General features: G+C 52.9%; 23 protein-coding genes. 19 read left to right on the plus strand and 4 right to left on the minus strand.

Annotated features, from left to right (window positions below; all coding sequences use genetic code 11):
* Positions 1–84 precede the first annotated feature (84 nt).
* The 3 genes from IR195_RS03800 to IR195_RS03810 all read left to right on the plus strand — a co-directional run bounded on the left by IR195_RS03800 (position 85) and on the right by IR195_RS03810 (position 3,585).
* Positions 85–342, plus strand: coding sequence for an OadG family protein (locus tag IR195_RS03800; RefSeq protein WP_125745784.1), 258 nt, complete (start codon positions 85–87; stop codon positions 340–342).
* Positions 343–435: 93 nt separating this feature from the next.
* Positions 436–2,250 carry a sodium-extruding oxaloacetate decarboxylase subunit alpha gene (oadA, locus tag IR195_RS03805; RefSeq protein WP_206048780.1) on the plus strand — a complete coding sequence of 605 codons (1,815 nt, stop codon included), beginning with the start codon at positions 436–438 and terminating at the stop codon, positions 2,248–2,250.
* A gap of 12 nt (positions 2,251–2,262) precedes the next feature.
* Positions 2,263–3,585: a sodium ion-translocating decarboxylase subunit beta gene (locus tag IR195_RS03810; RefSeq protein WP_125745788.1), complete on the plus strand. Its 1,323-nt coding sequence runs from the start codon at positions 2,263–2,265 to the stop codon at positions 3,583–3,585.
* A 114-nt stretch (positions 3,586–3,699) separates the two neighbouring features.
* On the opposite strand, the gene IR195_RS03815 is transcribed toward IR195_RS03810, so the two are convergent.
* Positions 3,700–4,326, minus strand: coding sequence for an IMPACT family protein (locus IR195_RS03815; protein ID WP_206048781.1), 627 nt, complete (start codon positions 4,324–4,326; stop codon positions 3,700–3,702).
* A gap of 27 nt (positions 4,327–4,353) precedes the next feature.
* Positions 4,354–4,752: a LexA family protein gene (locus IR195_RS03820; RefSeq protein ID WP_206048782.1), complete on the minus strand. Its 399-nt coding sequence runs from the start codon at positions 4,750–4,752 to the stop codon at positions 4,354–4,356.
* A 259-nt stretch (positions 4,753–5,011) separates the two neighbouring features.
* Between IR195_RS03820 and ccmA the strand changes: the two genes are divergently transcribed.
* The 13 genes from ccmA (at position 5,012) to IR195_RS03885 (ending at position 20,891) form a co-directional block, all read left to right on the plus strand.
* Positions 5,012–5,632 (plus strand): cytochrome c biogenesis heme-transporting ATPase CcmA, encoded by a 621-nt coding sequence (gene ccmA, locus IR195_RS03825; protein ID WP_125745794.1) that lies wholly within the window; start codon positions 5,012–5,014, stop codon positions 5,630–5,632.
* 48 nt (positions 5,633–5,680) lie between these two features.
* The gene (gene ccmB, locus IR195_RS03830; RefSeq protein ID WP_172422509.1) at positions 5,681–6,379 is read left to right on the plus strand and encodes a heme exporter protein CcmB; all 699 of its coding nucleotides are present in this window, start codon (positions 5,681–5,683) and stop codon (positions 6,377–6,379) included.
* Between the two features lie 14 nt (positions 6,380–6,393).
* Complete coding sequence (locus tag IR195_RS03835) at positions 6,394–7,134, plus strand: heme ABC transporter permease (protein ID WP_206048783.1); 741 nt, start codon at positions 6,394–6,396, stop codon at positions 7,132–7,134.
* A complete protein-coding gene (gene ccmD / locus IR195_RS03840; RefSeq protein ID WP_146944521.1) occupies positions 7,134–7,367 on the plus strand; it encodes a heme exporter protein CcmD in 234 nt (77 codons plus the stop codon). The genes IR195_RS03835 and ccmD overlap by 1 nt, the downstream gene beginning before the upstream one ends.
* The gene (ccmE, locus tag IR195_RS03845; RefSeq protein ID WP_125745801.1) at positions 7,357–7,866 is read left to right on the plus strand and encodes a cytochrome c maturation protein CcmE; all 510 of its coding nucleotides are present in this window, start codon (positions 7,357–7,359) and stop codon (positions 7,864–7,866) included. Before ccmD ends, ccmE begins: the two co-directional genes overlap by 11 nt.
* Positions 7,867–7,918: 52 nt before the next feature.
* Entirely contained in the window at positions 7,919–9,937 is a 2,019-nt protein-coding gene (locus IR195_RS03850; protein ID WP_277395560.1) for a heme lyase CcmF/NrfE family subunit, read from the plus strand.
* The gene (locus IR195_RS03855; protein WP_125745805.1) at positions 9,934–10,461 is read left to right on the plus strand and encodes a DsbE family thiol:disulfide interchange protein; all 528 of its coding nucleotides are present in this window, start codon (positions 9,934–9,936) and stop codon (positions 10,459–10,461) included. Before IR195_RS03850 ends, IR195_RS03855 begins: the two co-directional genes overlap by 4 nt.
* Positions 10,452–10,922 (plus strand): cytochrome c-type biogenesis protein, encoded by a 471-nt coding sequence (locus tag IR195_RS03860; protein WP_125745807.1) that lies wholly within the window; start codon positions 10,452–10,454, stop codon positions 10,920–10,922. Before IR195_RS03855 ends, IR195_RS03860 begins: the two co-directional genes overlap by 10 nt.
* Entirely contained in the window at positions 10,919–12,166 is a 1,248-nt protein-coding gene (ccmI, locus tag IR195_RS03865) for a c-type cytochrome biogenesis protein CcmI (protein WP_206048784.1), read from the plus strand. The genes IR195_RS03860 and ccmI overlap by 4 nt, the downstream gene beginning before the upstream one ends.
* 33 nt (positions 12,167–12,199) lie before the next feature.
* The gene (gene smc, locus IR195_RS03870) at positions 12,200–15,691 is read left to right on the plus strand and encodes a chromosome segregation protein SMC (RefSeq protein WP_206048785.1); all 3,492 of its coding nucleotides are present in this window, start codon (positions 12,200–12,202) and stop codon (positions 15,689–15,691) included.
* Positions 15,692–16,551: 860 nt separating this feature from the next.
* Positions 16,552–18,471, plus strand: a complete 1,920-nt coding sequence (gene zipA, locus IR195_RS03875) for a cell division protein ZipA (protein ID WP_206048786.1) — start codon at positions 16,552–16,554, stop codon at positions 18,469–18,471.
* An 87-nt stretch (positions 18,472–18,558) separates the two neighbouring features.
* Positions 18,559–20,622 (plus strand): NAD-dependent DNA ligase LigA, encoded by a 2,064-nt coding sequence (gene ligA, locus IR195_RS03880; protein WP_206048787.1) that lies wholly within the window; start codon positions 18,559–18,561, stop codon positions 20,620–20,622.
* Positions 20,619–20,891 carry a YheU family protein gene (locus tag IR195_RS03885; protein WP_125745817.1) on the plus strand — a complete coding sequence of 91 codons (273 nt, stop codon included), beginning with the start codon at positions 20,619–20,621 and terminating at the stop codon, positions 20,889–20,891. Before ligA ends, IR195_RS03885 begins: the two co-directional genes overlap by 4 nt.
* Here the strand turns inward: IR195_RS03885 and mnmC are convergent.
* Positions 20,885–22,903 (minus strand): bifunctional tRNA (5-methylaminomethyl-2-thiouridine)(34)-methyltransferase MnmC2/FAD-dependent 5-carboxymethylaminomethyl-2-thiouridine(34) oxidoreductase MnmC1, encoded by a 2,019-nt coding sequence (gene mnmC, locus IR195_RS03890; protein WP_206048788.1) that lies wholly within the window; start codon positions 22,901–22,903, stop codon positions 20,885–20,887. The two genes, IR195_RS03885 and mnmC, sit on opposite strands and share 7 nt — an antisense overlap.
* Positions 22,904–23,074: 171 nt before the next feature.
* Positions 23,075–23,374, minus strand: a complete 300-nt coding sequence (locus IR195_RS03895) for a YciI family protein (protein ID WP_125745821.1) — start codon at positions 23,372–23,374, stop codon at positions 23,075–23,077.
* A 164-nt stretch (positions 23,375–23,538) separates the two neighbouring features.
* On the opposite strand from IR195_RS03895, the gene IR195_RS03900 reads away from it, so the two are divergent.
* The 3 genes from IR195_RS03900 (at position 23,539) to IR195_RS03910 (ending at position 26,221) form a co-directional block, all read left to right on the plus strand.
* A complete protein-coding gene (locus IR195_RS03900; protein WP_206048789.1) occupies positions 23,539–24,486 on the plus strand; it encodes a PHP domain-containing protein in 948 nt (315 codons plus the stop codon).
* 63 nt (positions 24,487–24,549) lie between these two features.
* On the plus strand, positions 24,550–25,173 hold the full coding sequence (locus IR195_RS03905; RefSeq protein WP_125745825.1) for an L-threonylcarbamoyladenylate synthase: 624 nt from the start codon (positions 24,550–24,552) through the stop codon (positions 25,171–25,173).
* Positions 25,174–25,444: 271 nt separating this feature from the next.
* Positions 25,445–26,221 carry a 5'-nucleotidase, lipoprotein e(P4) family gene (locus IR195_RS03910; RefSeq protein WP_206048790.1) on the plus strand — a complete coding sequence of 259 codons (777 nt, stop codon included), beginning with the start codon at positions 25,445–25,447 and terminating at the stop codon, positions 26,219–26,221.
* The last annotated feature ends 74 nt before the right edge of the window (positions 26,222–26,295 follow it).

Below are 26,295 nucleotides of genomic sequence, written 5' to 3' on the forward strand. Positions count from 1 at the left end.
GGTTAGTGTATTAGCCTCACTGCGCCAAGCGCCTTTAGAGGCTATTGGTGTGCCGAGAAGCATTTGAAAGAGGGGGGATGCGGTATGCAAGAGTCAGAGTTGCTCCAAGAGGGGCTTGCCCTTATGGGGTTGGGTATGGGTTTTGTTTTTGTTTTTCTTACGGTTTTGGTAATTAGCGTTACGCTAATGTCGAAATTGATTGGCCGTTTCCAGCCTGCCCCTGTAGCAGCACCGAGCGGTCGAAATAATGCAAAACCATCTGCACCGAAAGGCCAGGATGATGAAGTCAAGGCAGTGATTAGTGCTGCAGTGCACCGTTATCGTTCTTCGCGGCGTAAGTAAGGCCCTATTTTTGTAGTTATCCTACCGCTCGATTACTATTTGTTTTGTTAAATTTACTACAAATCCATAACGTAAAAATTGTGAGCCACGACCATGAATGAAACAAAACGTCCTCTGGGGATCACTGATGTTGTTCTTCGCGATGCCCATCAATCGCTGTTTGCCACCCGTTTGCGTCTTGATGACATGCTACCGATTGCCGAAAAACTCGACAATGTCGGCTATTGGTCATTAGAGACCTGGGGCGGAGCAACGTTTGATTCATGCATTCGTTATTTGGGTGAAGACCCGTGGGAGCGTATTCGGGCACTGAAAGAAGCGATGCCGAATACACCTCAAGCGATGTTGTTACGTGGCCAAAACTTATTAGGTTATCGCCACTACGCCGATGACGTGGTTGATAAGTTTGTCGAGCGCGCCAAGACCAACGGGGTTGATGTGTTCCGCGTGTTTGACGCGATGAATGACCCGCGCAATCTTGAGCGTGCTATCAAGGCGGTTCGCCAAGTAGGTGGACATGCGCAAGGCACCATCTCTTATACGGTTAGCCCGGTACATACCCTGGATAGCTGGGTAGAGCTCGCTAAAACCATTGCCGCAATGGGCGCTGACTCACTGGCTATCAAGGATATGGCGGGGCTTCTGACGCCTTATATTGCCTATGATCTTGTCACGCGGTTGAAAAAAGAGCTATCTATTCCCGTTCACTTGCATTGTCATGCGACTACCGGGTTGTCGACCTCGACAATTTTGAAAGCCGTCGAGGCAGGCGTCGACAATGTCGATACTGCAATCTCTTCCATGTCCATGACTTATGGTCACAGTCCGACTGAATCCGTCGTGGCCATGCTAAAAGATACCGATCGTGATACCGGTCTTGATCTGGAGTTGTTGGAAGACATTGCCAGCTATTTCCGTGAAGTACGTAAAAAGTATGCGGCGTTTGAAGGCTCGTTGCGCGGTATCGACTCACGCATTTTGATTGCTCAGGTGCCTGGTGGCATGCTCACCAACATGGAAGGCCAGCTTAAAGAGCAGGGCGCTGGCGATAAACTTGACGATGTGCTGAATGAAATTCCCCGGGTACGCGAAGACCTTGGCTTTATCCCTCTGGTGACGCCGACCTCCCAGATTGTGGGTACTCAAGCTGTGATGAACGTGATGATGGGCGAGCGTTACAAGTCCATCTCCAAAGAAGTTCAGGCGCTGCTCAAAGGTGAGTACGGCTCCGCGCCCGCGCCGTTTAATGCAGAGCTGCAAAAACGCGTGCTCGAAGGTGGCGAGCCGATCACCTGTCGTCCGGCAGATAACCTGTCGCCAGAAATGGACCGACTTACGACTGAGCTTAACGAAAAAGCGAGTGCTGATGGCATCCGTATTGCCAGCGGCGAGCAGGCAATAGACGACGTGCTGACCTATGCACTATTCCCGCAAATTGGACTGAAATTCCTTAAAAACCGTGACAACCCGGATGCCTTCGAGCCCGCTCCCCAAGCAGCTGAGGCGAAAAGCGCTAACGTGCCGGCAAAAGCCGAAAGCAAAGCGCCAGTGGCTTCTAGTGGCCCGGAAACCTATACCGTTAAGCTCAATGGCAAAGCATTTGTAGTGGAAGTGTCTGAAGGTGGCGAGATAGGGGCGGTGCAAGAGCAGACGGCAGTGAGTGCTAATGCACCTAAAGAGGAAGTGACCGCGCCTAGTGGAGAAAGCATTGATGCGCCGCTGGCTGGCAATATCTTCAAGGTCAATGTGCGCCCGGGCGATCAAGTAGCGGATGGCGATGTAGTGATTATTTTGGAAGCCATGAAAATGGAAACCGAAGTGCGCGCCAGTAGCTCTGGTACCGTTTCGAAAGTTAATGTCAGCGAGGGTGACAGCGTCGCCGTCGGCGATTCGCTGATCGAGCTTTAAGGGCATTTGGCAATGGAAAAACTAATTACCTTATGGGAGGGCTCGGGGCTTTATAACCTTGAGCTTGGTCAGGCGGCCATGATTTTGGTAGGGCTTGGGCTGCTCTATCTTGCCATTCACAAGAAGTTTGAGCCGTTGCTGCTGGTGCCAATTGGGTTTGGCGGTATTCTGGCGAATATCCCGGAAGCAGGCTTGGCAATCTCAGCGCTCGACCAAGCGATCGAGGTAGCAAAACCTGCTGTGCTGCAACAGATCGCTTCCGCACTGGGTGCTACCCTTGATCCATCAAGTGGTGTGGAAGCTTGGCGAGAGTTACTTAAAGCGATTGCCCACGACGCAGCAGCTCCCGATCAATTGCGTGCGGCAAAGGATATTGCGGTTGGCGTGGGCTATAGCGATGGGATGCTCTATAACTTTTATAAAGTAGCGATTGCCTCTGGTATTGCGCCACTGATTATCTTTATGGGCGTAGGAGCCATGACCGACTTTGGCCCGTTACTGGCTAACCCGCGGACGCTCTTTTTAGGCGCGGCTGCTCAGTTTGGCATTTTTGCCACGCTGTTTGGTGCGGTAGTGCTTACCTCGCTGGGGGTGATGGACTTTTCGCTAAATCAAGCAGCCGCCATTGGTATTATTGGCGGCGCTGATGGCCCAACGTCTATTTATGTATCAAGCGTATTGGCTCCTGAGCTGTTGGGCGCTATCGCGGTGGCGGCCTACGCCTACATGGCGCTGGTGCCGCTGATTCAGCCGCCGATTATGCGCTTGCTGACCACTCAGAAAGAGCGTCAAATTAAGATGACGCAGCTGCGTCCGGTATCTAAGCTGGAAAAGATCGTTTTCCCGCTGATGTTGTTGATTGCCGTTGCGCTTTTCCTACCTGATGCAGCGCCGCTGTTAGGAATGTTCTGCTTTGGTAATTTGATGCGTGAGTGTGGTGTCGTTGAGCGCTTATCGGATACTGCGCAAAATGCTCTGATCAATATCGTGACGATTATCTTAGGGCTATCGGTAGGTTCCAAGCTGATGGCAGACAGCTTTCTGGCATTCGAAACGCTGGGTATCCTGGGCTTGGGTATTGTGGCGTTTGGTATTGGCACGGCCGCAGGCGTGTTGATGGCGAAGTTGATGAACTTGGTCAGCAAAATGCCGATTAATCCGCTGATTGGTGCCGCGGGTGTTTCGGCAGTGCCGATGGCTGCGCGAGTGGCTAATAAGGTTGGCTTGGAATCAAATCCGCATAACTTCCTGCTGATGCACGCTATGGGCCCTAATGTAGCCGGTGTTATCGGTTCAGCCGTTGCGGCGGGTGTGATGATTAAATATTTAGGCTAAACCCACTAGTACTGCCATTGCATAGTAAGTCTGGGTAATGGCGGGTATCTTAAACGCGGCTTACCGAGCAACTGCTCGCGTAAGTCGCGTTTTTTATTAGAGATAGTAATGATCTTATGGTGGCGGCACTTTTTGCATATCGAGTGCTGTCTTGAGACGATTTTCAAGCGTAGTAAAATTTAGTGGCTCATCTTTTGGCCAGCCAATCGTGAGGCATACGCCGCTGCCATCGTACTCTGCCTGTTGGATGGGAATTTTCTGCTCATCACACCAGGCGCGCGCGACTGCTTCATGGGCGAAGTTGACACGTAGCAAGTAGCTATCTCGTTCGACGACTTCGCGTGTAGGTAATCTTTCAATCCCGGCATTAACCGCCTGTGCGTAAGCCCGGGCAAGCCCACCAGTGCCCAACTTGGTGCCGCCAAAGTAACGAATCACCACGCAACCTATTTCGCCCATCTGGCTACCGAGCAAGGCTTGATACATGGGCCTACCTGCTGTGCCGCCAGGTTCGCCATCATCAGAGAACCCTATGTGTGTTTGCTCTCCTGGTGGACCAGCAATAAAGGCGGTGCAGTGATGGCTTGCATTGGGATGAGCGGCTTTTGCCGCCTGCAACATCGTATGATAGTCGCCAGTGTTGGGGGCATGGCATATCCAAGTGAGGAAGCGACTTTTTTCAACCTCAATTTCAGCGGTATGCCATGTGGCGGGTGCTAGGTCTGGAACTCGGTAACGCAATCGATGCTCCCTAAAGCGGGTGGCCAATTAGTGGTGCTGAGTGTTGCTAGCGCCATGCCCGACGCCCATCACCATTCCCAGCACTTGAATATCACAATTATGCAGGAAGACGGCAGGCATAGCTGCATCTTCGGGCCATAAGTGAACGCCAAGCCGACTAATTGAAAGTTGTCTTAGGGCAACTTCTCGCTGGTTGATCGTCGCAATAGCGGTTTCTTGATGGCTGCCTTGCTGATAGCGGCGAATAATAATGACATCACCATCGAATAGGTTGCATTCACGCATTCTGTTGCCGCGCACGCGTAGCGCATATGTATTGCGTCGTGTGACACGGGGGGGCGAATAAGCAGGGCGTGCTGTATTCGGCGCTGTTTGAGGTAGCGTATGTTGAGTGATGTTCAGGGGTGTTGGCATTGTCATCGTCATGAGTTTTCTCCAATGCAGCGCCCGCTCCCTAGGCGTGTAATTGAGCAGATTGCTGTGTTTATAATCGGTAGTGTTTTTTCATACAGTGTTTGTAGTATAGACCTGTTTTTGCATACAGTGCTAGTGCTCTGCAGAGTCTATTGTTCTTAAGCGAAGATTGGTTGAAATGTGATGCGACCCCAGACCGCATAGAGCGACTGGCGAGAAAGGGGCTTTCCGTGTAGAGTTCGACGCAAAATCTACGTGCCTGGAGATATTCTTGAGCCTCTGCCTACAAGCCCGACAGCTAGCCTGTGAACGCGATGACCGTTGGCTGTTTGAGGGGTTAGATCTTGATATTCAACGTGGCGAAATAGTGCGCATTGAAGGCCCTAACGGGAGCGGAAAAACGACACTGTTGAAAATTCTCTCAGGCCAATTGAGCGACTACCATGGCGACATTTATTGGAATGGCGACTCGATGCGCGAGGTGCGTGAACATTTTCTCGCCAATCTACTCTATTTAGGGCATGCCCCTGGTATAAAAGCGGGTCTTTCTCCGTTGGAAAACTTGGCGTGGTACCAAGCGCTAAGCGGCGAGAAAGGCGACGATTACCAGCGTGAAGAAGCGCTGGCACAGGTTGGGCTTTGTGGCTTTGAGGATGTGCCCGCAGGCCAGCTTTCCGCAGGGCAGCAGCGGCGAATTGCTCTTGCAAGGCTGACGCTTACTAAACGGGCATTGTGGGTCCTGGATGAACCTTTTACAGCCATTGATCGCCACGGAGTGGCAGCATTAGAAGCGCAGCTTGTTGCACATGCCAACGCGGGCGGCTGTGTATTAGTGACAACACATCATGAATTAACCGCATCATCCGTGCTTAGGCGCGTTCAACTGGGGTAGAAGGAGACAGCGTTGCCAAGCTCACACGCCACGACAGGCATCCCAGAAATGTCGATGCATGCGCCTTCCGGTGGGCTCATGGTTGCCATTAGTGCCACCTTTAAGCGAGATCTAACGCTTTTGCTACGTCGTCGTGGTGAAGTGCTTAATCCATTGGTGTTCTTTGCCTTGGTGATAACGCTCTTTCCGATTGGCATTTCACCTGATCCCCAGTTACTAGCAGAAATAGCGCCAGGGTTGCTGTGGGTGGCGGCATTACTAGCGGCGCTGCTTTCCCTGGATAGCCTGTTCCGGAGTGACTACGACGACGGCAGTTTGGAGCAGCTGCTGTTAGCCCCTCAGCCGTTGGCGGCGCTCAGCCTTGCAAAAGTTGCCGTTCACTGGCTGCTGACAGGTCTGCCTTTAGCACTCATGGCACCAATTTTAGGTATCATGTTGGCTCTTCCTGCCGGTAGCTACATGGTTTTAGCGCTGTCGCTGGCATTGGGAACCGCAAGCCTCAGCTTGATTGGTGCCATTGGCGCCGCGCTGACCGTTGGGTTGGCGCGAGGCGGTGTATTGCTGTCACTGCTGGTGTTGCCGCTCTATATCCCGGTGCTTATTTTTGGTGCCGGCGCTGTGCAGGCTGCTATTTTAGGCGATGGTATCGCGGCGCATCTGGCTATTTTGGGCGCACTTTTAGCGATTTCGTTAATGCTAGCACCTTGGGCTATTGCCGCCTCGCTACGCATCAGCATCAACGGTTAAAGGACAAAAACACCATGTGGGCCTTTATAAATAAACTGAGATCACCCAAGTGGTTCTATGCGATTAGCGCCAAGCTTCAGCCCTGGTTCTGGACAGCGGCGGTGTTACTGTTGCTGCTGGGCAGCGTTTGGGGACTAGCCTTTGCTCCGGCGGATTACCAGCAGGGCAATAGCTTTCGGATTATCTATGTCCACGTTCCTGCCGCTTTCTTGGCGCAATCCATTTTTGTCTCGATGGCTGTTTCAGGCTTGGTATATATGGTCTGGAAAATTAAAGTAGCCGATATGGCGGCCACCGTGATGGCACCATTAGGTGCTGCGATGACCTTTGTAGCGCTTTTTTCAGGCGCAGTATGGGGGGTGCCCACCTGGGGAACCTGGTGGATGTGGGACGCGCGCTTAACGTCCATGCTGATTTTGCTGTTTTTGTATTTAGGGGTCATTGCACTGCGCGGTGCTTTCAGTAGTCGCGATAGTGGATCACGTGCAGCCTCAGTGCTAGCAATGGTGGGCGTGATTAATATTCCGATCATCAAATATTCGGTGGAGTGGTGGTACACCCTGCACCAGCCTGCCTCGTTTACGATTACCGGACGTTCGGCAATGCCTATGGAAATGTGGGCACCGCTGCTCATTATGGTGCTCGGCTTCTACTGCTTTTTTATAGCGTTAACCCTGATGCGTACGCGCAGTGAAATACTGCGCCGTGAAACCAATAAGCGCTGGGTGCAAGAGCTAGTAGAGGAGGTGAGATAATGGCTTTTTCCTCACTTAATGAATTTTTTGCCATGGGTGGCCACGGGCTTTATGTATGGGCTGCTTGGGGCATTACTGCGTTGTTGATGCTGGTGATCGTTTGGCATGCGCGCCTTGAGCGCAGTCAGCTGCTGAAAGGTGTAAAGCGCCGTGTGCGCCGCCAAAACGCCCAGCCCCAGGCTGCGCAAACACCAGTTAACTCTGCTCAAAGGGACGTTCGTAATGACGCCTAAACGTAAACAGAAGCTGTTCGTCATTTTAGGGTTGGTTTCATTAACCGCGATAGCGGTGGGACTGACACTGTATGCGCTGCGCTCCAATATCAATTTATTTTTTAGCCCGGTACAAATTGCTCAGGGCGATGCACCCATGGAGCGCCAGATTCGCGCGGGCGGAATGGTTAAAGAGGGATCGGTATCGCGTGACCCTGCCAGTCTTGATGTTGAGTTTACCGTGACGGATTACGTCGAGGACTTGGAAGTCTACTACAGCGGAATTTTGCCGGATCTGTTCCGTGAGGGGCAGGGGGTGGTCGTGGTAGGAGAGCTTCAGGCAGATGGGCGCTTATATGCTGATAAAGTCTTAGCTCGCCACGATGAAAACTATATGCCGCCTGAAGTGGCGCAAGCATTAGAAGATGCAGGCTACTCCCCGGCAGATTATCAGGCAAAAGCGGCAGAGGTGGGTAAACGTTTGGAACAGGAAGGCACCCCCCAAGCAAGCGATTACTAATGTCTTATCGTGTCAAGCAGACGGTGATACCCACTGCTAATTCGGAGCGCGCATGTTCATCAAGATGATTCCTGAAATCGGCCACTTTGCTCTGGTCATTGCCCTGTTGATGGCTGTGATACAAGCTGTGATGCCGCTGGCAGGCGCGGCCACTCGTCGTCCGTTGTGGATGGCCTATGGTCGACCTATGGCCACGGGGCAGTTCCTGTTTATTGCCATTGCCTATTTGTGCCTAACAGCCAGTTATATGCTGGATGACTTCAGCGTGGCGAACGTTGCTAATAATTCCAACTCGCTGCTGCCTTGGTACTACAAGTTTAGTGCCGTGTGGGGAAACCATGAAGGCTCGGTCTTATTGTGGAGTTTAATGCTGGCTGGCTGGGGGTATGCCGCTTCGGTATTCTCCGGCGACCTACCTCGCGATATGGTAGCGCGGGTGCAAGGCGTGATGGGAATGGTCTGCGTTGGCTTCCTGTTATTTATCTTGATGACCTCCAATCCATTTGAGCGACTGCTGCCAAATATGCCCCAAGACGGGGCTGATCTTAACCCGCTGCTGCAAGATTTTGGGCTAGTTGTGCATCCCCCTATGCTCTACATGGGGTATGTAGGTTTCTCAGTGGTATTTGCATTTGCCATTGCCGCGTTGCTAGGCGGGCGCTTAGACGCTGCCTGGACCCGCTGGGCGCGCCCTTGGACTAATGTGGCCTGGGCATTTCTAACCGTAGGCATCGCGCTAGGTAGTTGGTGGGCTTATTACGAGCTAGGTTGGGGCGGCTGGTGGTTCTGGGATCCGGTTGAAAACGCCTCACTACTGCCCTGGCTAACCGGAACGGCGCTGGTGCACTCGTTGGCGGTCACGGAAAAACGCGGCTCGTTTAAAAGCTGGACAGTGTTGCTGGCTATTTCAACCTTCTCGCTGTCACTAATGGGCACGTTTTTGGTCCGCTCTGGTGTGCTGACCTCTGTGCATGCGTTTGCTAACGATCCCTCTCGCGGCTTCTTTATTCTAATGCTGTTGGCAATTACCGTGACGCTATCGTTGCTGGTATTCGCTGTACGCGCACCCCGAGTGAGCCATAAGGTCGGCTTTAATTGGCTATCCCGAGACTCGTTGTTGTTGGTCAATAATATTCTACTGGTCATTATGACGGTCACCGTACTGTTAGGGACGGTTTATCCGCTGATTTTGGACTCCCTTGGATTAGGTAAAATTAGCGTGGGGCCTCCGTACTTTAATGCACTTTTTGTACCGCTAACGGTGGTGATGTGCATGTTTATGGGGTTGGGGCCGATCGCCCGCTGGAAAAGTATGAGTGCCAGTGAGCTGTGGCGTAAGCTTTGGCTGTCCGGCGCTGCTGCGCTGATCCTGGGCGGTGCTATGCCGTTGCTATATGGCGGCGAGTGGAATCTTTGGGTCTCCTTGGGCATTGTTTCGGCGCTCTGGATCGTACTGCCTATCGTGCGTGACTTGTTCGATAAAGTTCGCCATGCCAACTCTTTTTTTGCGGGGCTGCGTAAGCTGTCGTTAGCGTATTGGGGCATGGTGCTTGGTCATGTGGGCATCGCAGTCACTATCGTTGGCGTGGCAGTTGTTTCCAATTACAACATCGAACGCAACGTGCGGATGTCGCCGGGCACGACTGTCGAAGTGGCAGGCTATCAGTTTACGATGACGGAGCTGACCAATCGCCGGGGCCCGAACTTCCTAGCAGATACCTCTATTATTCAAGTGCAGCGCGGCGACTCCGGAAGCAGTTTTGTGATGCGCCCGGAAAAGCGCCTCTATCTCGCTACCCGAATGCCAATGACCCAAGTGGCGCTTCGTCCCGGGCTTTTCCGTGACCTCTATGTCGCTATGGGCGAAGACCTTGGCGATGGTAGTTACGCGATGCGCGTTCAATACAAACCGTTTGTACGCTGGTTATGGCTCGGTGGGTTGTTGATGGCTTTCGGTGGCATTCTGGCGATAGTTGATAAACGGTATCGTCGTGTCATATCGCGCAAAGCGTCTGCTAGCACGGCTCCTGCAACGTCTGAGTCTGCAACCTCGAAGGAAGCTATGGTATGACACGCCGCCTATTGCTTTTACTCCTGCCGATTGGCTTTCTGGGGATCGCTTTGTTTCTCTATCAAGGGCTAGGGCGCGATCCTTCGCACCGCGACTCGGCACTAATGGCTAGGCAGTTTCCTGCGTTTGAAGCCACAACACTACGTGATGAAAATCGCCAAGTTGATCAAACCCTGTTAACTGGCAGCGTCACCTTGGTGAATGTATGGGGTGAATGGTGCCCCGCTTGTAAGCAGGAAATGCCGCAGCTGCTGGAGCTGGCTGATCACGGAATTCGCATGGTCGGCATTAACTATCGTGATACTCGCGAAAAAGGGCTGGAGTTCTTGAGCGAGTTTGGGGATCCCTTCGAAGTTAATGTATTTGATCCTGATGGTAACTTGGGCTTTGACCTAGGGGTCTACGGTGCGCCGGAAACCTTCCTTGTTGATGCTGACGGTGTCATTCGCTACCACCACAAAGGTTACGTGTCGCCGGAAGACGTTCGTGAACGCATTCTGCCGGAGGTGGAAAAATGGCGCTAATACGCTTAATGCTTACCGTCGCGCTGCTGACACTGGCTAGCGGCGCGTTGGCCGGCGGTATTGAGATACGTGAGTTCGATGACCCTGTGATGGAACAGCGCTACCATGATCTCACCGCTTCGATGCGTTGCCCTTTATGTGAGAACCAGGCTATCAATGATTCTGACGCGCCAATTTCCGCGGATATGCGTGAGCGTGTCTATCAATTGCTACAGGATGGTCAATCGGATATCGAAATTGTTAACCACATGGTGCAGCGGTTTGGAGAGTACATTCTCTATAACCCGCGTTTAGAAAATCGCACTTACCTGCTGTGGGGGTTACCGCTAGGTTTGGTGCTGCTCGGTGTCGTGGTCGTCGTGATGATGGTTCGCGCTCGCCGTAATGCCTCAGCGAAAGCGCTTAGCGCCGAAGAGCGTGCCCGCCTGGATGCCCTGATTAACCGCGAGAGGTCTTCATGACACCGCTGTGGATTGCAATTGCTTTACTATTACTCCCTGCGCTTTGGTTATTAATAGCGCCGATGCGCGGTGCCCATGGGCTACGTGACAAGCTAGATCACTTCGAAGCTAACGATACCGCTAATGAGCAAAATGTGGCGATTTTTAAGCGCCGTTTGGCCTCGTTGGAAGCTGCTCACGAACGTGGTGATATGGATGAGAAACAGTTTAAAGAAGACCGTCTGGAGTTAGAGCGCAGCTTATTGGAAGACACCGCTAGCCGAACTAAACGCCCGTTGAAGGCGGCAACGGCGGGTAGGTTTGCTGTTCCCTTGGTTATGGTTGCTGTAGTGGGGGCGAGTACGTTTTGGTATCAGCAAAACGGCGCGGAAGGCGATTTAACGCTTTATGCTATTCAGCAAGAAGTGCAAAACGACCCCGATGGTTCACTGGCCATGTATCTAGAACGCATGGAAGCAGAGGTCGAGCGTCAGCCGAATAATCCCAATGTATGGAGTTCACTGTTTCCGCTTTACCGTGAAACCGGTCAGTCCGACAAGGCTGCTGATGCGTTAGAGCGGTTGATTGCTATTGAAGGGCGGATTCCTCCCCTGTTGGCACAGCTGGCTCAACTGCGCTTTTTTATGGCGGAACGCGAACTGACTCCCGAAGTGCAGTCGCTAGTGGATGAGACGCTAGCGCAAGACCCACGCCAGCCCACAGTGCTCGGCGTGCTTGGTATTCATGCGTTTGATAATGGCGACTATGAAACAGCGATTGACCGCTGGCGTCGTGCTGTCGCAAACATAGAAGACCCCGAAACGGCATCCTCTTTGCGCGAAGGTATTCGCGTTGCTCAAGAGCGTTTAGGAGTCGAGCCAGAAGCAGAGGCGGTTGGGGCTGGCCAAAGCCAAGGCGTGCGTGTGACGGTCTCATTAGACGAAGCGCTGATGGATAACGTCAGTGACGATACTAGCGTGTTTATTACTGCCCGGGATATGAAAGGCGAACTGCCGCCGCTGGCTGTTATTCGTACTCAGGTGTCAGAGCTTCCCATGACGGTCGTGTTGGATGACAACGCGGCCATGTCACCCCAAGCGCAAATCTCACAAGTGCGTGAAGCACGCTTAGTTGTTCGCGTTTCGCAATCTGGCCAGGCAACCCCTCAGCCTGGTGATCTGTTTGGCGATCTGGAAAGCGTCAGCGTTGGACCTATTAGTGAGGATGATGCGGCAAATGTTGTTATTGACCGCGTTTTTGAATAACGTCCACGCAAACAACCGCAGCTAAGGGTCGCAATGCGCTTAACCTCTATTCGTCTTGTTGGGTTCAAGTCTTTTGTTGATCCAGTAACGGTGCCCTTCGATGGCAATATGACGGCCATCGTTGGGCCAAACGGTTGTGGCAAATCTAATATCATCGATGCGGTGCGTTGGGTAATGGGGGAGTCCTCAGCTAAAACCCTGCGCGGTGAGTCGATGGCCGATGTTATCTTCAATGGCTCCACCGGTCGTAAGCCGATCGGCCAAGCTTCTATCGAGCTCAAATTCGATAATCGCGATGGTGGCATGGGGGGCGCTTACGCGCAGTACTCAGAAATTGCGGTAAAGCGCTTAGTCACCCGTGACGGTCAATCCAATTACTTCTTTAATGGTCAAAAGTGCCGTCGGCGAGATATTGCTGATCTGTTTATGGGTACTGGTTTAGGCCCGCGCTCTTACGCCATTATCGGCCAGGGGATGATTTCACGGCTAATCGAAGCTCGCCCCGATGACCTGCGTGCCACGCTGGAAGAAGCGGCGGGTATTTCAAAATATAAAGAGCGCCGTCGTGAAACTGAAAACCGTATGCGCCGCACCCAGGAGAACCTGGAACGCCTGGATGATATCCGTGAGGAACTGGACAAACAGCTCGAACGCCTTAAACGTCAGGCTGAAGCTGCTAAGCGCTACCAAGAGTTAAAACAGCAGGAGTACCGGCTAAAAGGTGAGCTGGCACTAGTGCGTGGACGCGCATTGCGGGCTGAGCAATCTCACCAAGAAAGCCGAGTGCGCGAGCTGGAGATTGCGGTTGAGAAAGACGTATTTGGCGTACGTCAGTGTGAAACGCGACTGGAACAAGCGCGTGAGCAGCATGATGAACTTGCTGATGTATTAGAACGCCATCAGCAACAGTTCTTTGAAACCACCACCCGAATTGCCCGCCTGGAACAGGATCAAGCGCACCGCCGCAGCCGTGAGGCTCAATTGGCAAGCGATATAGCAACGGCGCGCCGTGACCTTGATGAACAGCGGCGAGTCAGTGAAAGCGATCAAGAGCGACTTGGCGCGATAGAGGCTCGTTTAGAGGACTTGCTTCCAGAGCACGAAGCCCTTGAAGAGCAGCTAGAAACACTTGAGCAAGCCTTAGCGGATGCAACCCCCGCTCTTGAAGCTGCCGAACAGCAGTGGGCCGATGCAGAGAATCACTGGCGCGATGCCAGTCGGGAAGCGGATCGTAGCCAAGACCAATTACGCGATTTAGAGCAACGTATTGCACGCATGCAGGCGGAAAACCAGCGCCGCCGACAGCAGCGCGGCGAACTTGCCGATGTTACTGAACTGCGCAATGAACACGCTGAATGCCAGGCCCTACGGGAAGAGGCTGAACAGCGTGCTGAAGACTTCCAAGCCGAACGTGACCACTGGCAACAGCGCTATAGCGATGCCAAGGCCGCTTATCAGCAGGCCACTCAGGCGCGTGATCAACAGCGTGCTGAACTAAGTCAACATCAAGGCGAACTCGCCTCATTGAAGGCGTTAATTGATGCCGCCCTAGCTGATCACGACCCGGATTTGAGCGACGCATTAGCGGCCTACGGCTTAGCTGATGCGCCACGTCTTGGTGAAGCGATTCGTGTTGCACCTGGCTGGGAGCGAGTGATTTCCTGGCTGCTTGCGCCGTGGTTAAACGCCCGTTTAGTGACTGCAAATCAGTTAAAAGCACTACCTAATGCTCTCGCCACTGATTGGTGCTTAATCGACCAAGCTGAGCAGCCAGCCTCATCTAGGCAGCGCTTAGATTCGTTGGTGTCTGGGGCAGGTGCGTTAGGCGAATGGTTGGCAAGTATTCACTTCGCAGAAAACAACGAAGATGCCGAGAGGCTACTAGGTAATTTGGCGCCTGGAGAAAGTGTTGTCAGCAGAGAAGGGGTGTGGCGTGGGCGCGGCTGGCTGCACCAACAAGCTAACGGTGAAGGTGTTGATGCGCTATTGGTGACGCGTCGTCGATTTGATGAGTTAGACGCCCGTCTTGCCCAGGATGAAGAGGCGTTAGCGCTGCTGGATGAGCAGTGCGAAGCCGCTAGCGAAGCCATCGAAGCGCTAGAGCAAACCCGTGAGCAGCAGGCCGAGCAAGAGCGTGCCCACGCCGCTTCGCTTCAACAGCTTGCGGTGAAAGAACAACGCCTAGCTCAACGCCTAGAGCATTTAGAGAGTCGTGCCACTGAATTGGATGATGAACTCGCCCAACTACAACAGGATGAGGCGGAGTTAACGCTCACTTTAGAAGAGCAGCGCGCTCGCTGGCATGCGGCCATGGAACAGCTTGAAGCCGCTGCCGAAGCTCGCGAAACTAGTGCTGAACAGCGCAGTCGCCAACGTGAGCAGCGTGACCAGTTAAATCAGCAACATGCTCCCATGAAAGCGCGTCAGCAGGCATTGGCGCTAGAGCGAGAGCGGTTAAATGCTGAGCGCGATAGCCTGCGAGCCCAACAAAGTCGTAGTAGCGATAGTGAAGAGCGCCTTGCGCTGCGTATTGCTGAGCTAGAAGAGTCACGGGAAATGCTGGTAGAGCCAGATGAATTGGCTGCCGAAGAGTTAGAGGAGTTGCTACACCAGCGTGAGCAGCAGGAGCGGCGTCTTAATGATACCCGCCAGCAGGCCCAAACATTGGCAGAGCAACTGCGCAACGACGAGCTGGCTCGCCAGCAGCATGAACGCAATTTGGAACAAAGCCGTGAGCAGCTGCAGCAGCGCCGTATGGATGTTCAAGCGCTGGCGCTTAAAGCGGCCACTCAAGATGAGCAATTGGCAGAATTAGGCCATGACCCCGATGCTTTAGCAGAGCACTTGCCTAGCGACGCCAGTGAAACTGCTTGGCAGGAGCGGTTGGAAAACACCACAGATAAGATTCGCCGTTTAGGTGCCATCAACCTTGCGGCGATTGAAGAGTACGATCAGCAAGCCGAGCGGCGTAACTATTTGGAAGCTCAGCATGCTGAGCTTACGGAAGCATTAGAAACGTTAGAGCGGGCGATTAAACGTATCGATCAAGAAACGCGCGTTCGCTTTCGAGAAACATTCGACCAAGTTAATACGGGGCTACAAACGCTATTTCCACGAGTTTTCGGTGGGGGAGCTGCTTGGCTAACCCTTACCGGAGATGATTTGCTGGAAACCGGTGTGGCAATTATGGCGCGGCCGCCAGGTAAGAAAAACAGCACTATTCACCTACTCTCAGGGGGAGAAAAGGCGCTAACAGCACTGTCGCTGGTTTTCGCAATTTTCCAATTGAACCCTGCACCTTTCTGTATGTTGGACGAAGTCGATGCTCCGCTGGATGATGCCAACGTAGGGCGCTATGCCAAACTTGTTAAAGAAATGTCGGAAAGTGTTCAGTTCATCTATATCACCCATAACAAAATAGCGATGGAAGCTGCCGAACGCTTGATGGGGGTCACCATGCAGGAACCTGGTGTGTCTAGGCTTGTGTCAGTTGGGATTGATGAAGCTGCTGCGCTGGTTGATTAAGTGCTTTCTCGGCAGTAATAGTGCTGAATTAAACGAATTTTCACCTCTTAAATGCCTCGGGAAATATGCAAAAACTGTGCTGGAGCAAGCCTGTGACGGTGTGTGCGGACATGAGGGTGAGTCGTGCTGCTTTAGCTTAGCTATCCCATATTAGATTCATTAGTGGCTATTGATAGCGTTTCTTTCTCTATTCTTTTTGATCGTAAAAATTATTTATTATCAGTTGTTTATATTTATTCAAGGCTTCTGGTTAACCACCTTCATCAAAGCGTTGGGGGCTGCTCCTGCTAAAGCGCGGCGTGCCGCTAAGCGTGTTCCTCTAGCGAAAATCGATAAATCTGAAATGTGAACTTTCATTACTCTTGTATAGCGTTAGTTAAGGGTTTAAAACATTTATGCTATGATTTCGTTAGCTATTCAATACTGTTTGTTACCACAGATTTCTTGGTGAGACAGATTTGTAACAGGACAGTGTTGATCGGACAGCAGTTGGTAGGGCAGTTTTGGCAGAGCAGTGGCGTTTCGTTACGTAGGTTTTAGTGTGGGCTTGGGCTTGTCATATTACGGCGTGAAAAGGCGAGCAAGGGAGCAACAATTCTCCCTATAGAAAGCAGACGATGATGTGACGATGTGTCCTGTCGGGATAAGTTAGCGCTAAAATGGCACTTTTCTTAGTTGATATAGTCAGAGATTTGGCCTAAAACCACCTATAGCGGTGTTAAAGCGTGAAAATCTGCAAAAAGTGGCCCTTTTCGTAGCAACCGCGCTATGCTTGATGATATTTAGCTAATTTCGAATATGTTTACGTCATCAGGCATCGCGCCTTTGCAATCGGTATATTGACCCATGGAATGCTCGACATGGAATTAAGAGAGTGGTTAATCATTCTAGGACTGGCACTGGTTTCGCTCATCGTAGTTGACGGTGTGCGAAGGCTTCAGCGCCAACGCCGTGTGCCCCGTCTGGATCAAGCGGGTAAAGACTTGCCAGCCGCTAAATCCGAAGAATTTAATGATGAAGTTAAAGAGGCGGAAATAAACTGGGAACTGCCAAACGGTGGTGCCAGGGTAGTCAAGCCTGCCGACTACAGCAACCTTGGCCAAAAACCAAAGTTGGAACGCCAAGAGCATCCAGGGCCTTCCAAAGTGCTGTCCGATTTTCGTCGTTCTTTTTCCAGCTCTGCCAGTTCGGCCAAGTCAAAAGCCAATGCGCATTTTTCGTGGTCCCGTAAAAATGAGCCTCGAAAACATGAGCAGCCTTCTGCGGTTGGACACCCCACCTCAACGAGCCATGCATCCGTTCAGCCAGATACTGCTTCAGCCGAGCACACGTTAAGCAGGTCTGCAACTCCTGAGTCCGAGCGTCGGGAGCCCAGCATATTTATGGCTGAAGAGAGTCCCGGCAATACTGTTAACAGTGAAGCTCAGCACGCAGACGCTACTCGCCAAACGACAACAAGTAGCGCGCCTGCTTCTTCTTCCGCTGAAGCCCATCATTCTGATAGCCACGATTCACAGTCAGTACCTGAACCAGTCGAGCATTCCGAGCCAAACGTTAGCGGTCAGAAAGTTGGTGCTAAGAATACTGAGAGCGAACAGGCAGCGGTTCAGAACGAAGAAACGGTATCAACTGGCGTTGATGAGCAAGTTGAATCTGTAGAGGCTTCAATTGATAAAGCGTCAGCAGAACCCAGTGCTGCGGCTGAGCCGACTGTAACTGAAGAAGCTGAGGCAGAGCCGACACTAAGAGTTGAACCTGAAGATGCAGCTCAACATGCTGCTGAAACACCCAAGCGTCGTCAACTGCGTGCAGATACTGCTGGCGAAGATAGAGAGCTATATGACGATGAGGTTGATGAATACCGCCTGGTCGACTTCGAAGGCATTGGCCGCTCCTTTAAACGTCGTGTAATTGAGCGCCGTAAAGAGAAAGAGCGTAAGAAAGCAGAGAAGGCGAAACGTGCAGAAGCACTAGCCAAGCAAAAAGCTGAACGTAAGGCGCTTGAAGCCGAGCGCAAAGCGCTTGAAGCGCAGCAGCGCCGTGAAGCAAAAGAGGCAGCCGACGCGGAAAAAGCGCGTATTGCCCAAGAGCAAGCCGAAGCGCGAGAGGCCGCTGCAATGGCCGCAGCCGCGGAGCGCGAGGCTGCGCAATATAATGAGCATAATGAGCCGACGATTTCTGCGCACGATGAGAGTTATCACGATGTTGATGACTACGACGATTATGCGCCTGAAACGAGTCATCGGGATAACGTGGTACGTACGCACCCGACGTTAGAAAAAGCGCTACGTCACGACGTTAATAGTGAGCGTGCCAGAGATGCGCTCACCGACGCTTCTGAAATGGTCGTGATCAGTGTGCTTTCGCGGGAACCTGAAGGTTTTGATGGCGGTAAATTGCTTGAGCTAATCATGGCCTGCGGTCTTCGCTATAGCCGTGAAATGGGCGTCTTTCACCGTTTTGAAACAGAAAGCTTCGATAGCGAACTGCAATTTTCAATGGTGAATGTACTCAAGCCTGGTACGTTCCCCATTGAAGAAATGGATGAGTTTGTGACCCCTGGTATTACGTTCCTGATGCCGCTGCCGGGCGCTGAAGATAGCTCAGCAGCGTTTGAGGCGATGGTCGAAACGGCGATGGTTGTCGTACGCCATATGGGGGGTGAGCTTAAAGATGAAAACCGTAGCGTAATGACGGCGCAAACCATTGAGTTTGCAAGGCAGCGCGTTCATGAGTTTGAACGTCGCCATCGCTTGCAGCGCCAACTGCAAGCGCGTTAAGCGTCGCGTTTCGTTAACACCCGCCTTCCCAAAGAAGGCGGGTGTTTTTGTTACTAAACACCTGTTTTTGCATGCCGGAACATCTGAATGAGTCAGCCTGAGAAACAACTTCTGGAAGAAATTAGCCAACTGCGTGCCGATTTGGATGACGCTAATTACCGCTATTACATCTTAGATGAACCTAAGCTGACCGACGCAGATTACGACCGCAAGCTGCAGCGGTTGAAGCAATTGGAGTCCGAGTACCCCGATTTGGTCTCACCGGATTCGCCTACTCAGCGCGTGGGTGCCGCGCCCGCAGATGGGTTTCCTGAAGTCGCTCATGCGATACCCATGCTTTCTTTAGATAACGCATTTAGCCGTGATGACATTACCGCCTTTGCTGAGCGTGTCGCTGAACGTTTGGAGTGTCAGGCGAATAGCGTTGAGTTTAGCTGTGAGCCAAAGCTCGACGGTGCCGCGGTATCGTTAGTGTACGAGCAGGGCGTACTGGTCAGTGGCGCAACCCGTGGCGATGGCCGTACCGGAGAAGGCATTACATCGAATTTGCGCACCTTGCGGTCTGTTCCGTTAAAGCTAATGGGCGACAACATTCCAGCGTTATTAGAAGTACGCGGCGAAGTTATTATGCGCCATGCGGGCTTTGAAGCGCTTAATGATCGAGCGAGGGAAGAAGGCAGCAAGGTCTTTGCTAACCCGCGTAATGCGGCGGCTGGCAGTCTGCGTCAGCTTGACCCGCGAGTTACCGCAACGCGCCCACTTGAGTTTCATGCTTATCAAGTTGCCCGGCTCGATATGGCAAACCTTGGCGACGGCGCGCTTAGCAGTAGCCCAATGACCACTCATAGCCAGCAAATGGAAAGGCTTAAGGCATGGGGTTTTCGTTCCAGCACGGAGCTCCGCACTGTCAATGGCCCTGAGCTGGTGGCTGATTACTGCGATCAATTGGGCGAAAAGCGAGACCAATTGGGTTACGACATCGATGGCGTCGTGATTAAAGTAAACGATCTGCGCCATCAGCGAGAGCTTGGCTTTGTAGCGCGGGCGCCACGCTGGGCGGTAGCATTTAAATTTCCTGCCCAAGAAGAAGTCACGACCCTTAACGATGTGGAGTTCCAGGTAGGCCGTACCGGTGCGATCACCCCGGTTGCTAGGTTAGAACCGGTCACTGTTGCTGGTGTAACGGTATCGAATGCGACGCTGCATAACGCCGATGAGATCACTCGCTTAGGTGTGATGATTGGTGATACGGTAGCCATCCGTCGGGCGGGCGACGTGATTCCCCAAGTGGTACGCGTCGATATCGACAAGCGTCCTGCCCAGGCGCGTGCGATTACCTTTCCCAATCACTGCCCGGTGTGTGGTTCGGATATTGAACGGTTGGAAAGCGAGGCGGTTGCGCGTTGCTCAGGCGGGCTTTATTGTGCCGCGCAGCGTAAAGAAGCGCTGAAGCATTTCGCCAGCCGTAAAGCGCTAGATGTCGATGGGTTGGGTGAGAAGCTGATTGAACAGTTGGTGGACCTGGACTGGGTGAAAACGCCAGCAGACTTATTTCATCTCACCGCTGAGCAGCTTCAGACGCTACCACGCATGGGTGAAAAATCCTCGACCAACTTGGTAAATGCTCTGGATAAGGCTAAGCACACCACGCTGGCACGTTTTATTTACGCCTTGGGTATTCGTGAAGTAGGCGAAGCCACAGCGGCAAATTTAGCCAGCTATTTCGGGACACTTCAGACCTTGCAAGAAGCTGATCAAGCGGCGCTGGAAGCGGTGAATGATGTTGGTCCGATTGTCGCTGCCCATGTTCATACTTTTTTCCGTCAACCCCATAACCTAACAACGCTGAAAGCACTGCTTGATGCGGGCATCACTTGGCAAGAGAGTGAAGTGACGCAAGGCCCGACACCCTTAGAGGGACAGACCTGGGTGCTCACCGGCACGATGGATACCATGACCCGGGACGAAGGGAAGGCGCGGCTGCAAGCGTTAGGCGCTAAGGTGGCCGGCAGTGTTTCCAAGAAGACTGCCTGCTTGGTAGCGGGCGAGGCCGCAGGCAGTAAATTAACCAAAGCAGAGCAACTGGGCGTTGAAGTGATTGATGAAGCCGCCTTTATTGAGCGTCTAGCTGTCTGGGAGCAGAGTGAATGAGCCGTTTTATTGAAGTGCCAGCACGTATGCTGCCGCCGGAAACGCTGGATGCTTTGCTTGAAGCATTTGTGACACGCCAAGGATACGATACCACTGATACCGGCGCAGGTATGAGCGGCTGGGTAGCCGAGCTTAAACAGCAGCTTGAGCGTCACGAACTGATTATTGCTCACGATCTTGAGTTAGAAATGACCGAGGTGATGACGCTCGCCCAATGGCGTTCCTTTGGGCGAGATCTTGCCGATGATGAGGAAGAAGGCGATTACTGAGCGCGTACTAGCGCACTAATAATCCGTCGCCCAGGATGTAAATGATCCACTAACGATAGCTCTAGCGGCATCGGCTCATCACACATTCGCGAGGCAATGATTTCGGCGCAGAGCGGAGCGCTGGAAAGGCCCCGAGAGCCATGAGCGCTAGATATCCACAGCCCTGAATGGTGCTCTCCTAAGGTATCTGGCACGTTAGAAGCATCTTTTTGCAGCATCGCGTAATCTTGCTGCCATGCGTCAGCATTGGGTACTGGCCCCGCGTAGGGGCTTTTGTCAGGGCTGGCTGCCCTTACCGCCGCACGACCTGCTAGTGTGTCGGGGCTTAGCGTTACGCCTGAGGCCTCAAGGGTGGCGACCCATTCAGGCAGTGTTTGGCGTAGTTCATCAATATTGCGCTGATGGTCTGCTGCCGTAACGTCGCTGGTGGCGTTATTAGGCACAAAGCTGGCCCCGAACGTCAGCACGCCTTCCACTGGCGGCGATACATAGCCACCCGCGCATACCACACGTTGCGGGCCTTGCACGCCTTCGGGCAGTTTCACTTCGCTCACCTGGCCGCGAACTTGCTGTAGCGGTAGCGCTGCGGTTTGTTCAAAGCGGTTAGCCAGAGACGCATTGGCTACCACAACGTGATCAGCGGTCAGCGTCTCGCCGCTGGCCAATACGACCTGCCAAGCTTTGCTATCGGGCTGAAGGATTGTCACTTCTCCCTGGTGCATGGTGATATTCGCGTGCTGTAGTAGCTGTTTGCAGAGCAGTTTGGGGCGCACCCAGCCTGCCTGGGGATAAAACAGTCCGTGAGCCGCTGTGATGGGAACGCCCGCCAGCTCGCCAAGCGTCTCGGTTTGAGCGGATACCACCGCTTCTGGTAGCGGATGGCGTGTCATAAAGCGCTGCTGGCGCACAGCCTCCTTGTCGCTTAACGCCAGTTGTACCACGCCACATGGTTGCCACAGCGGCGCTTCCTGTGGTGTTGCTGAAGCCCACTGGCTAAGCCAGCGCTGGCTGTAGAGAAGGCCTGATAAATAAAACCGGCTCTGGTTATTCGTTTCCGCGGCTAGCTTTACATACAGCGCTCCCTGGCGATTACCGGAGCCACCGGCTCCAGGGGTGTCGCGTTCAATGACCGTTACCTGAACCCCACGCTTGGCCAACGCCGCTGCTACGCTACAACCGGCCATGCCTGCCCCAATGACCGCCACATGGTTCGCTGGCCTTGCCGCAGGCGGCGTGAACCATGGCGTTGACTGGCGGCGAGTGTCTTTGGGTGGTGTGTCGATATAGCCTGCTAACATTTCCCGCTTGCGCCCAAACCCAGGCACCTTTTGCCAGTTAAACCCTGCTGCTTTTAACCCTCGTTTAACGACACCGGCACAGGTAAACGTGGCAAATGTTGCTCCAGGGCGAGAGCGTGCAGCCATGGCCTCAAACAGCTCAGGCTGCCACATTGCTGGGTTTTTAGCAGGAGCAAAGCCATCTAGGAACCAGGCGTCGACTTGACCGTCGAGTAGCTTCAGTCGTTCGGTGGTGTCGCCAAAGTGCAGATCGAGAGTCACTCGCTCGTTGAGATGAAGGCGGTGAATACCGCTGACGGCTTCAGGCCACTGGGCGCATAGCACTTGTGCATAATTTGCTAACGAAGGCCAGGCACTTAGTGCGCGCTCAAGAGACACTCGGTCAAGCGGAAACTTCTCAGTGGATAACAGGTGAAGGCGTGCGCTGCTTGGTGCGTACTGCTCAAAACAGTCCCATGCGCACAGCATATTAAGCCCGGTGCCAAAGCCTGTTTCGCCAATCACAAACGCGCGGCTGTGTCGCCAGTCCGCAAAGCGCTTGGGAAGGTGATTTGCCCCCAGGAAAACGTGCTCGGTTTCAGCCCGGCCATCTTCCCTAGAAAAATACACATCGTCGAAGGCCTGCGAATGAGGAGACGCCTCGTTCCAAGTGAGCAAAGGTGCTGTTAACGCCGCGAGCGGGGGCAGGGCAGTATAGCTAGAGCGTTGAGTCACGCGGGTATCCCCGTACTGATGAAGTTTGTGTTAAAGATAGGTTAAAAAATGATCAACTTGTTGATAAGGGCATCAGCTCTAGCTTTGGGGAAAGCGTCCGCCGAGTTTTCACAGAGTTTTCCACAGGCTCTGTGAAAAAGAAGACGGACTCTTCACACTCGCCTCTATCGGTCAAGGCATTACTTTTTTAAATGGCTTAACAATTACCTTGGCATAGACCCCAGCAATGATGTATGGATCGGCGTCAGCCCAGGCTTGAGCGTCCTCAAGGCTGTCAAATTCGGCAACAACTAAGCTGCCGCTGAAGCCTGCATCGCCTGGGTTATCGGTATCAACAGCGGGGTGGGGGCCAGCCAGAACCAAACGGCCTTCATCACGCAGCTTTTCTAGGCGACCAAGGTGATCCGGGCGTGCCGCGAGACGGCGCTCCAAGCTGTTGGATACATCTTCACTGATAATAGCGTAAAGCATGGGGATAACTCCTTGAATGCTAGGGCGGTTGTTCCGTACTGAATTGACCGCGCCCCTGTAAGCGCGCACCATGGTGAGCGACGGTATACCGTTAAGGGAAAACAGGGTGCCTGTTTTACTCACACCACCCTATTCTGACAAACTCGCCACACGGCGTCATGCTTATGCCCCTACTTCCTGCGAACTATCTTCCTCTAAACCATCTGCCCCGCGTGTTTGATGCCGACCAGCGTTATACGGTGGATTTACACATGCACTCTACCGCGTCAGATGGCTCGCTTACTCCTACCGAGCTGGTAAAGCTGTGCGCTGCACGTGGTCTTACCCACATGTCGCTGACAGACCACGACACCATGGAAGGTATTCAAGAAGCTGGCATCGCGGCGCAGCAAGCAGGGCTTTGCTTGGTGCCCGGCTGTGAGTTATCCACGCGCTGGCAGGGAATTAATATCCACGTAGTGGCGCTTATGCCTGGCGGCTTGCAGGGGCCTCTGATAGAAGGGCTTGCACTGCAGCGCGAAGCGCGGATCAGGCGTGCTGAAGTGATTGCCGAGCGGCTGGAAAAAATGGGCTTACCTGACGCGCTCGAAAAGGCACGCGCCCAGGCAGGCAGCGATCGCCCTTTAGGCAGGCCCGACTTTGCCCGCGCACTGGTTGCTGAAGGCGTGGTAGATGACTGGGCTGGCGCGTTTAAGCGCTATTTAGGCAGTGGTAAAAAAGGCGATGTAAAAGCTCATTGGCCGGAAATCAGTGATGCAGTCGCCTGGGTGGTGGCCTCAGGCGGCGTGGCGGTGCTGGCGCACCCGCTGCGCTATGGGCTTACCCGGCGCAAGCGAGGTTTGCTGATGGATACCTTTCAAGCCGCAGGTGGGCAAAGCGTTGAACTGGTGAGTGGTCAGCAGAATCCAGACAGCACCCGTGATCTTGCTCGGCAATTAGTGGAGCGCGATTTATACGCCTCCATGGGCAGCGATTTTCATTTTCCTGGCAGCCACGCCGCCCCCGGTAGTATGAGCTTAATACCGCGCACTGCTGCGCCGCCGATTTGGCAGCATCCGCGCTTAGTTCATTTGCGCGATGCGCCCAGTGGCATGTTAGGTCCTGGGTCTTAAACCGCATATCGGCTAATCTAGAAACGAAATCGATAACGATATGCCCAAGGGCAGGAGCAAGCGATGAGCCAATATTTTCAGATTCACCCCGAAAATCCGCAGAAACGCTTGATTGATCAAGCAATAGATATTATCCGCAAAGGTGGTGTGGTCGCATATCCAACGGATTCGGGCTATGCACTGGGTTGCCACTTGGGTGAAAAAAAAGCCATTGAGAAGATCAAATGGCTGCGTTCGTTAGACGATAAGCACAATTTCACCCTGATGTGTTCGGATCTTTCCGAGATTGGCACTTACGCTAAAGTGGATAATGCTGTGTTTCGGCTGTTGAAAGCCCACACTCCAGGCCCATACACCTTTATTTTGGATGCCACCACAGAGGTTCCGCGCCTGTTGCTGCATCCGAAGCGTCGCTCCATTGGCGTGCGTGTGCCTGATCACCACATTACCCACGCGCTGCTTGAAGCATTGGGTGAGCCGTTGATGAGCGTCACCTTGATTCCGGTAGGAGAGACCCTGCCAATGAGCGATCCTGAAGAGATCCGCGACCGCTTCGGGGCCCACCTTGATGCCATTATCGATGGCGGTGCTTGCCACCTAGACCCCACCAGTGTGATTGACCTGCGCGAGCTGCCGCCCAAAATTGTACGGGAAGGCCGCGGCGATATTACGCCGTTTACAAGTTAACACCGCTCTCTAGCCTGTATTGGTAGCCCCCTGGTGACAAGTATCGAGGGGGTTGCTGTCTTCCCGCCTGTCTCTTCATCACCCAAAATCCACAAAAATTTTTAAACATGATATGCGTATCAACTTATTCATCTAGCGCGCTATCTTTGTTGTTTGAATGATCAATAAAAATAAATTATGATGATTATGCTTATTATTGATAATTAATAATGATGGATGGTGTGGGGTTCCCCTCTCAGCCTGATAACCATCACTGACAGGAGATTGCTTAATGACGATATCTCGATACCGCAACGCTGCCACTGCCACAGCATTTGCAAGCTTGGCGCTACTTCCTTTATCAGGGGGCGCAGTAGCCGACGACGCTAGCGCTTGTGATCAGGTTGAGTACGCCATGGGGCTTCGTTACCAACAGCAATCCGCAGAAATAACTGCTTTACAGCGCCAAGGCTTTGAACTGGCGACCTATCGCTTGGAAAAACAAATTGAAGCGCATGGTGAAGGGGCCGATTTGGCCATCATTACCGATGTGGATGAGACGCTCATCGATAATAGCGCTTTGCTAGTGCGCGATATGCAGGCCTGCCACGACTTCACTGCTTGGGATACTTGGTTGCATTGGGAGCGCGAGGGCGAGCCACGTTTGATCCCGGGCGCGAAAGACTTTCTCGAATTTGCTGATGAGCAAGGTGTGTCGATCTACTATGTGTCGGATCGCTACCAAGAAAATAAAGCAGATACGCTGGCCACTATGGAAGCATTAGAGCTTCCTCAGGTATCTGACGAGCGCGTCATGCTCCTTGGCCCACCCAAGACCGAGCGTCGCGCTATCGTCGAAGACAATCATACGTTGGTGATGCAGTTGGGCGATACGCTTCATGACTTCTCGGGTGACTTTGTCGACGCAAGTCTTGAAGAGCAACGCGACCTAGTTAACGACCACGCTGAGCGCTTTGGTCAAGACTGGATTGTTTTCCCCAATGCCAGTTACGGAAGCTGGAGAGACGCGGAGCTCAACGCGTGGGAAGCTCCGTTTGAAGACGAATAAAATGTAACCACTTCCATCGTGCCGTTACTATTGAGGAGACGCCCTGGTTAATAGCCAGGGCGTTTTTTTTATTA

It is taken from the genome of Vreelandella venusta, assembly GCF_015689495.1.
GTDB classification, from domain to species: Bacteria; Pseudomonadota; Gammaproteobacteria; order Pseudomonadales; family Halomonadaceae; genus Vreelandella; species Vreelandella venusta.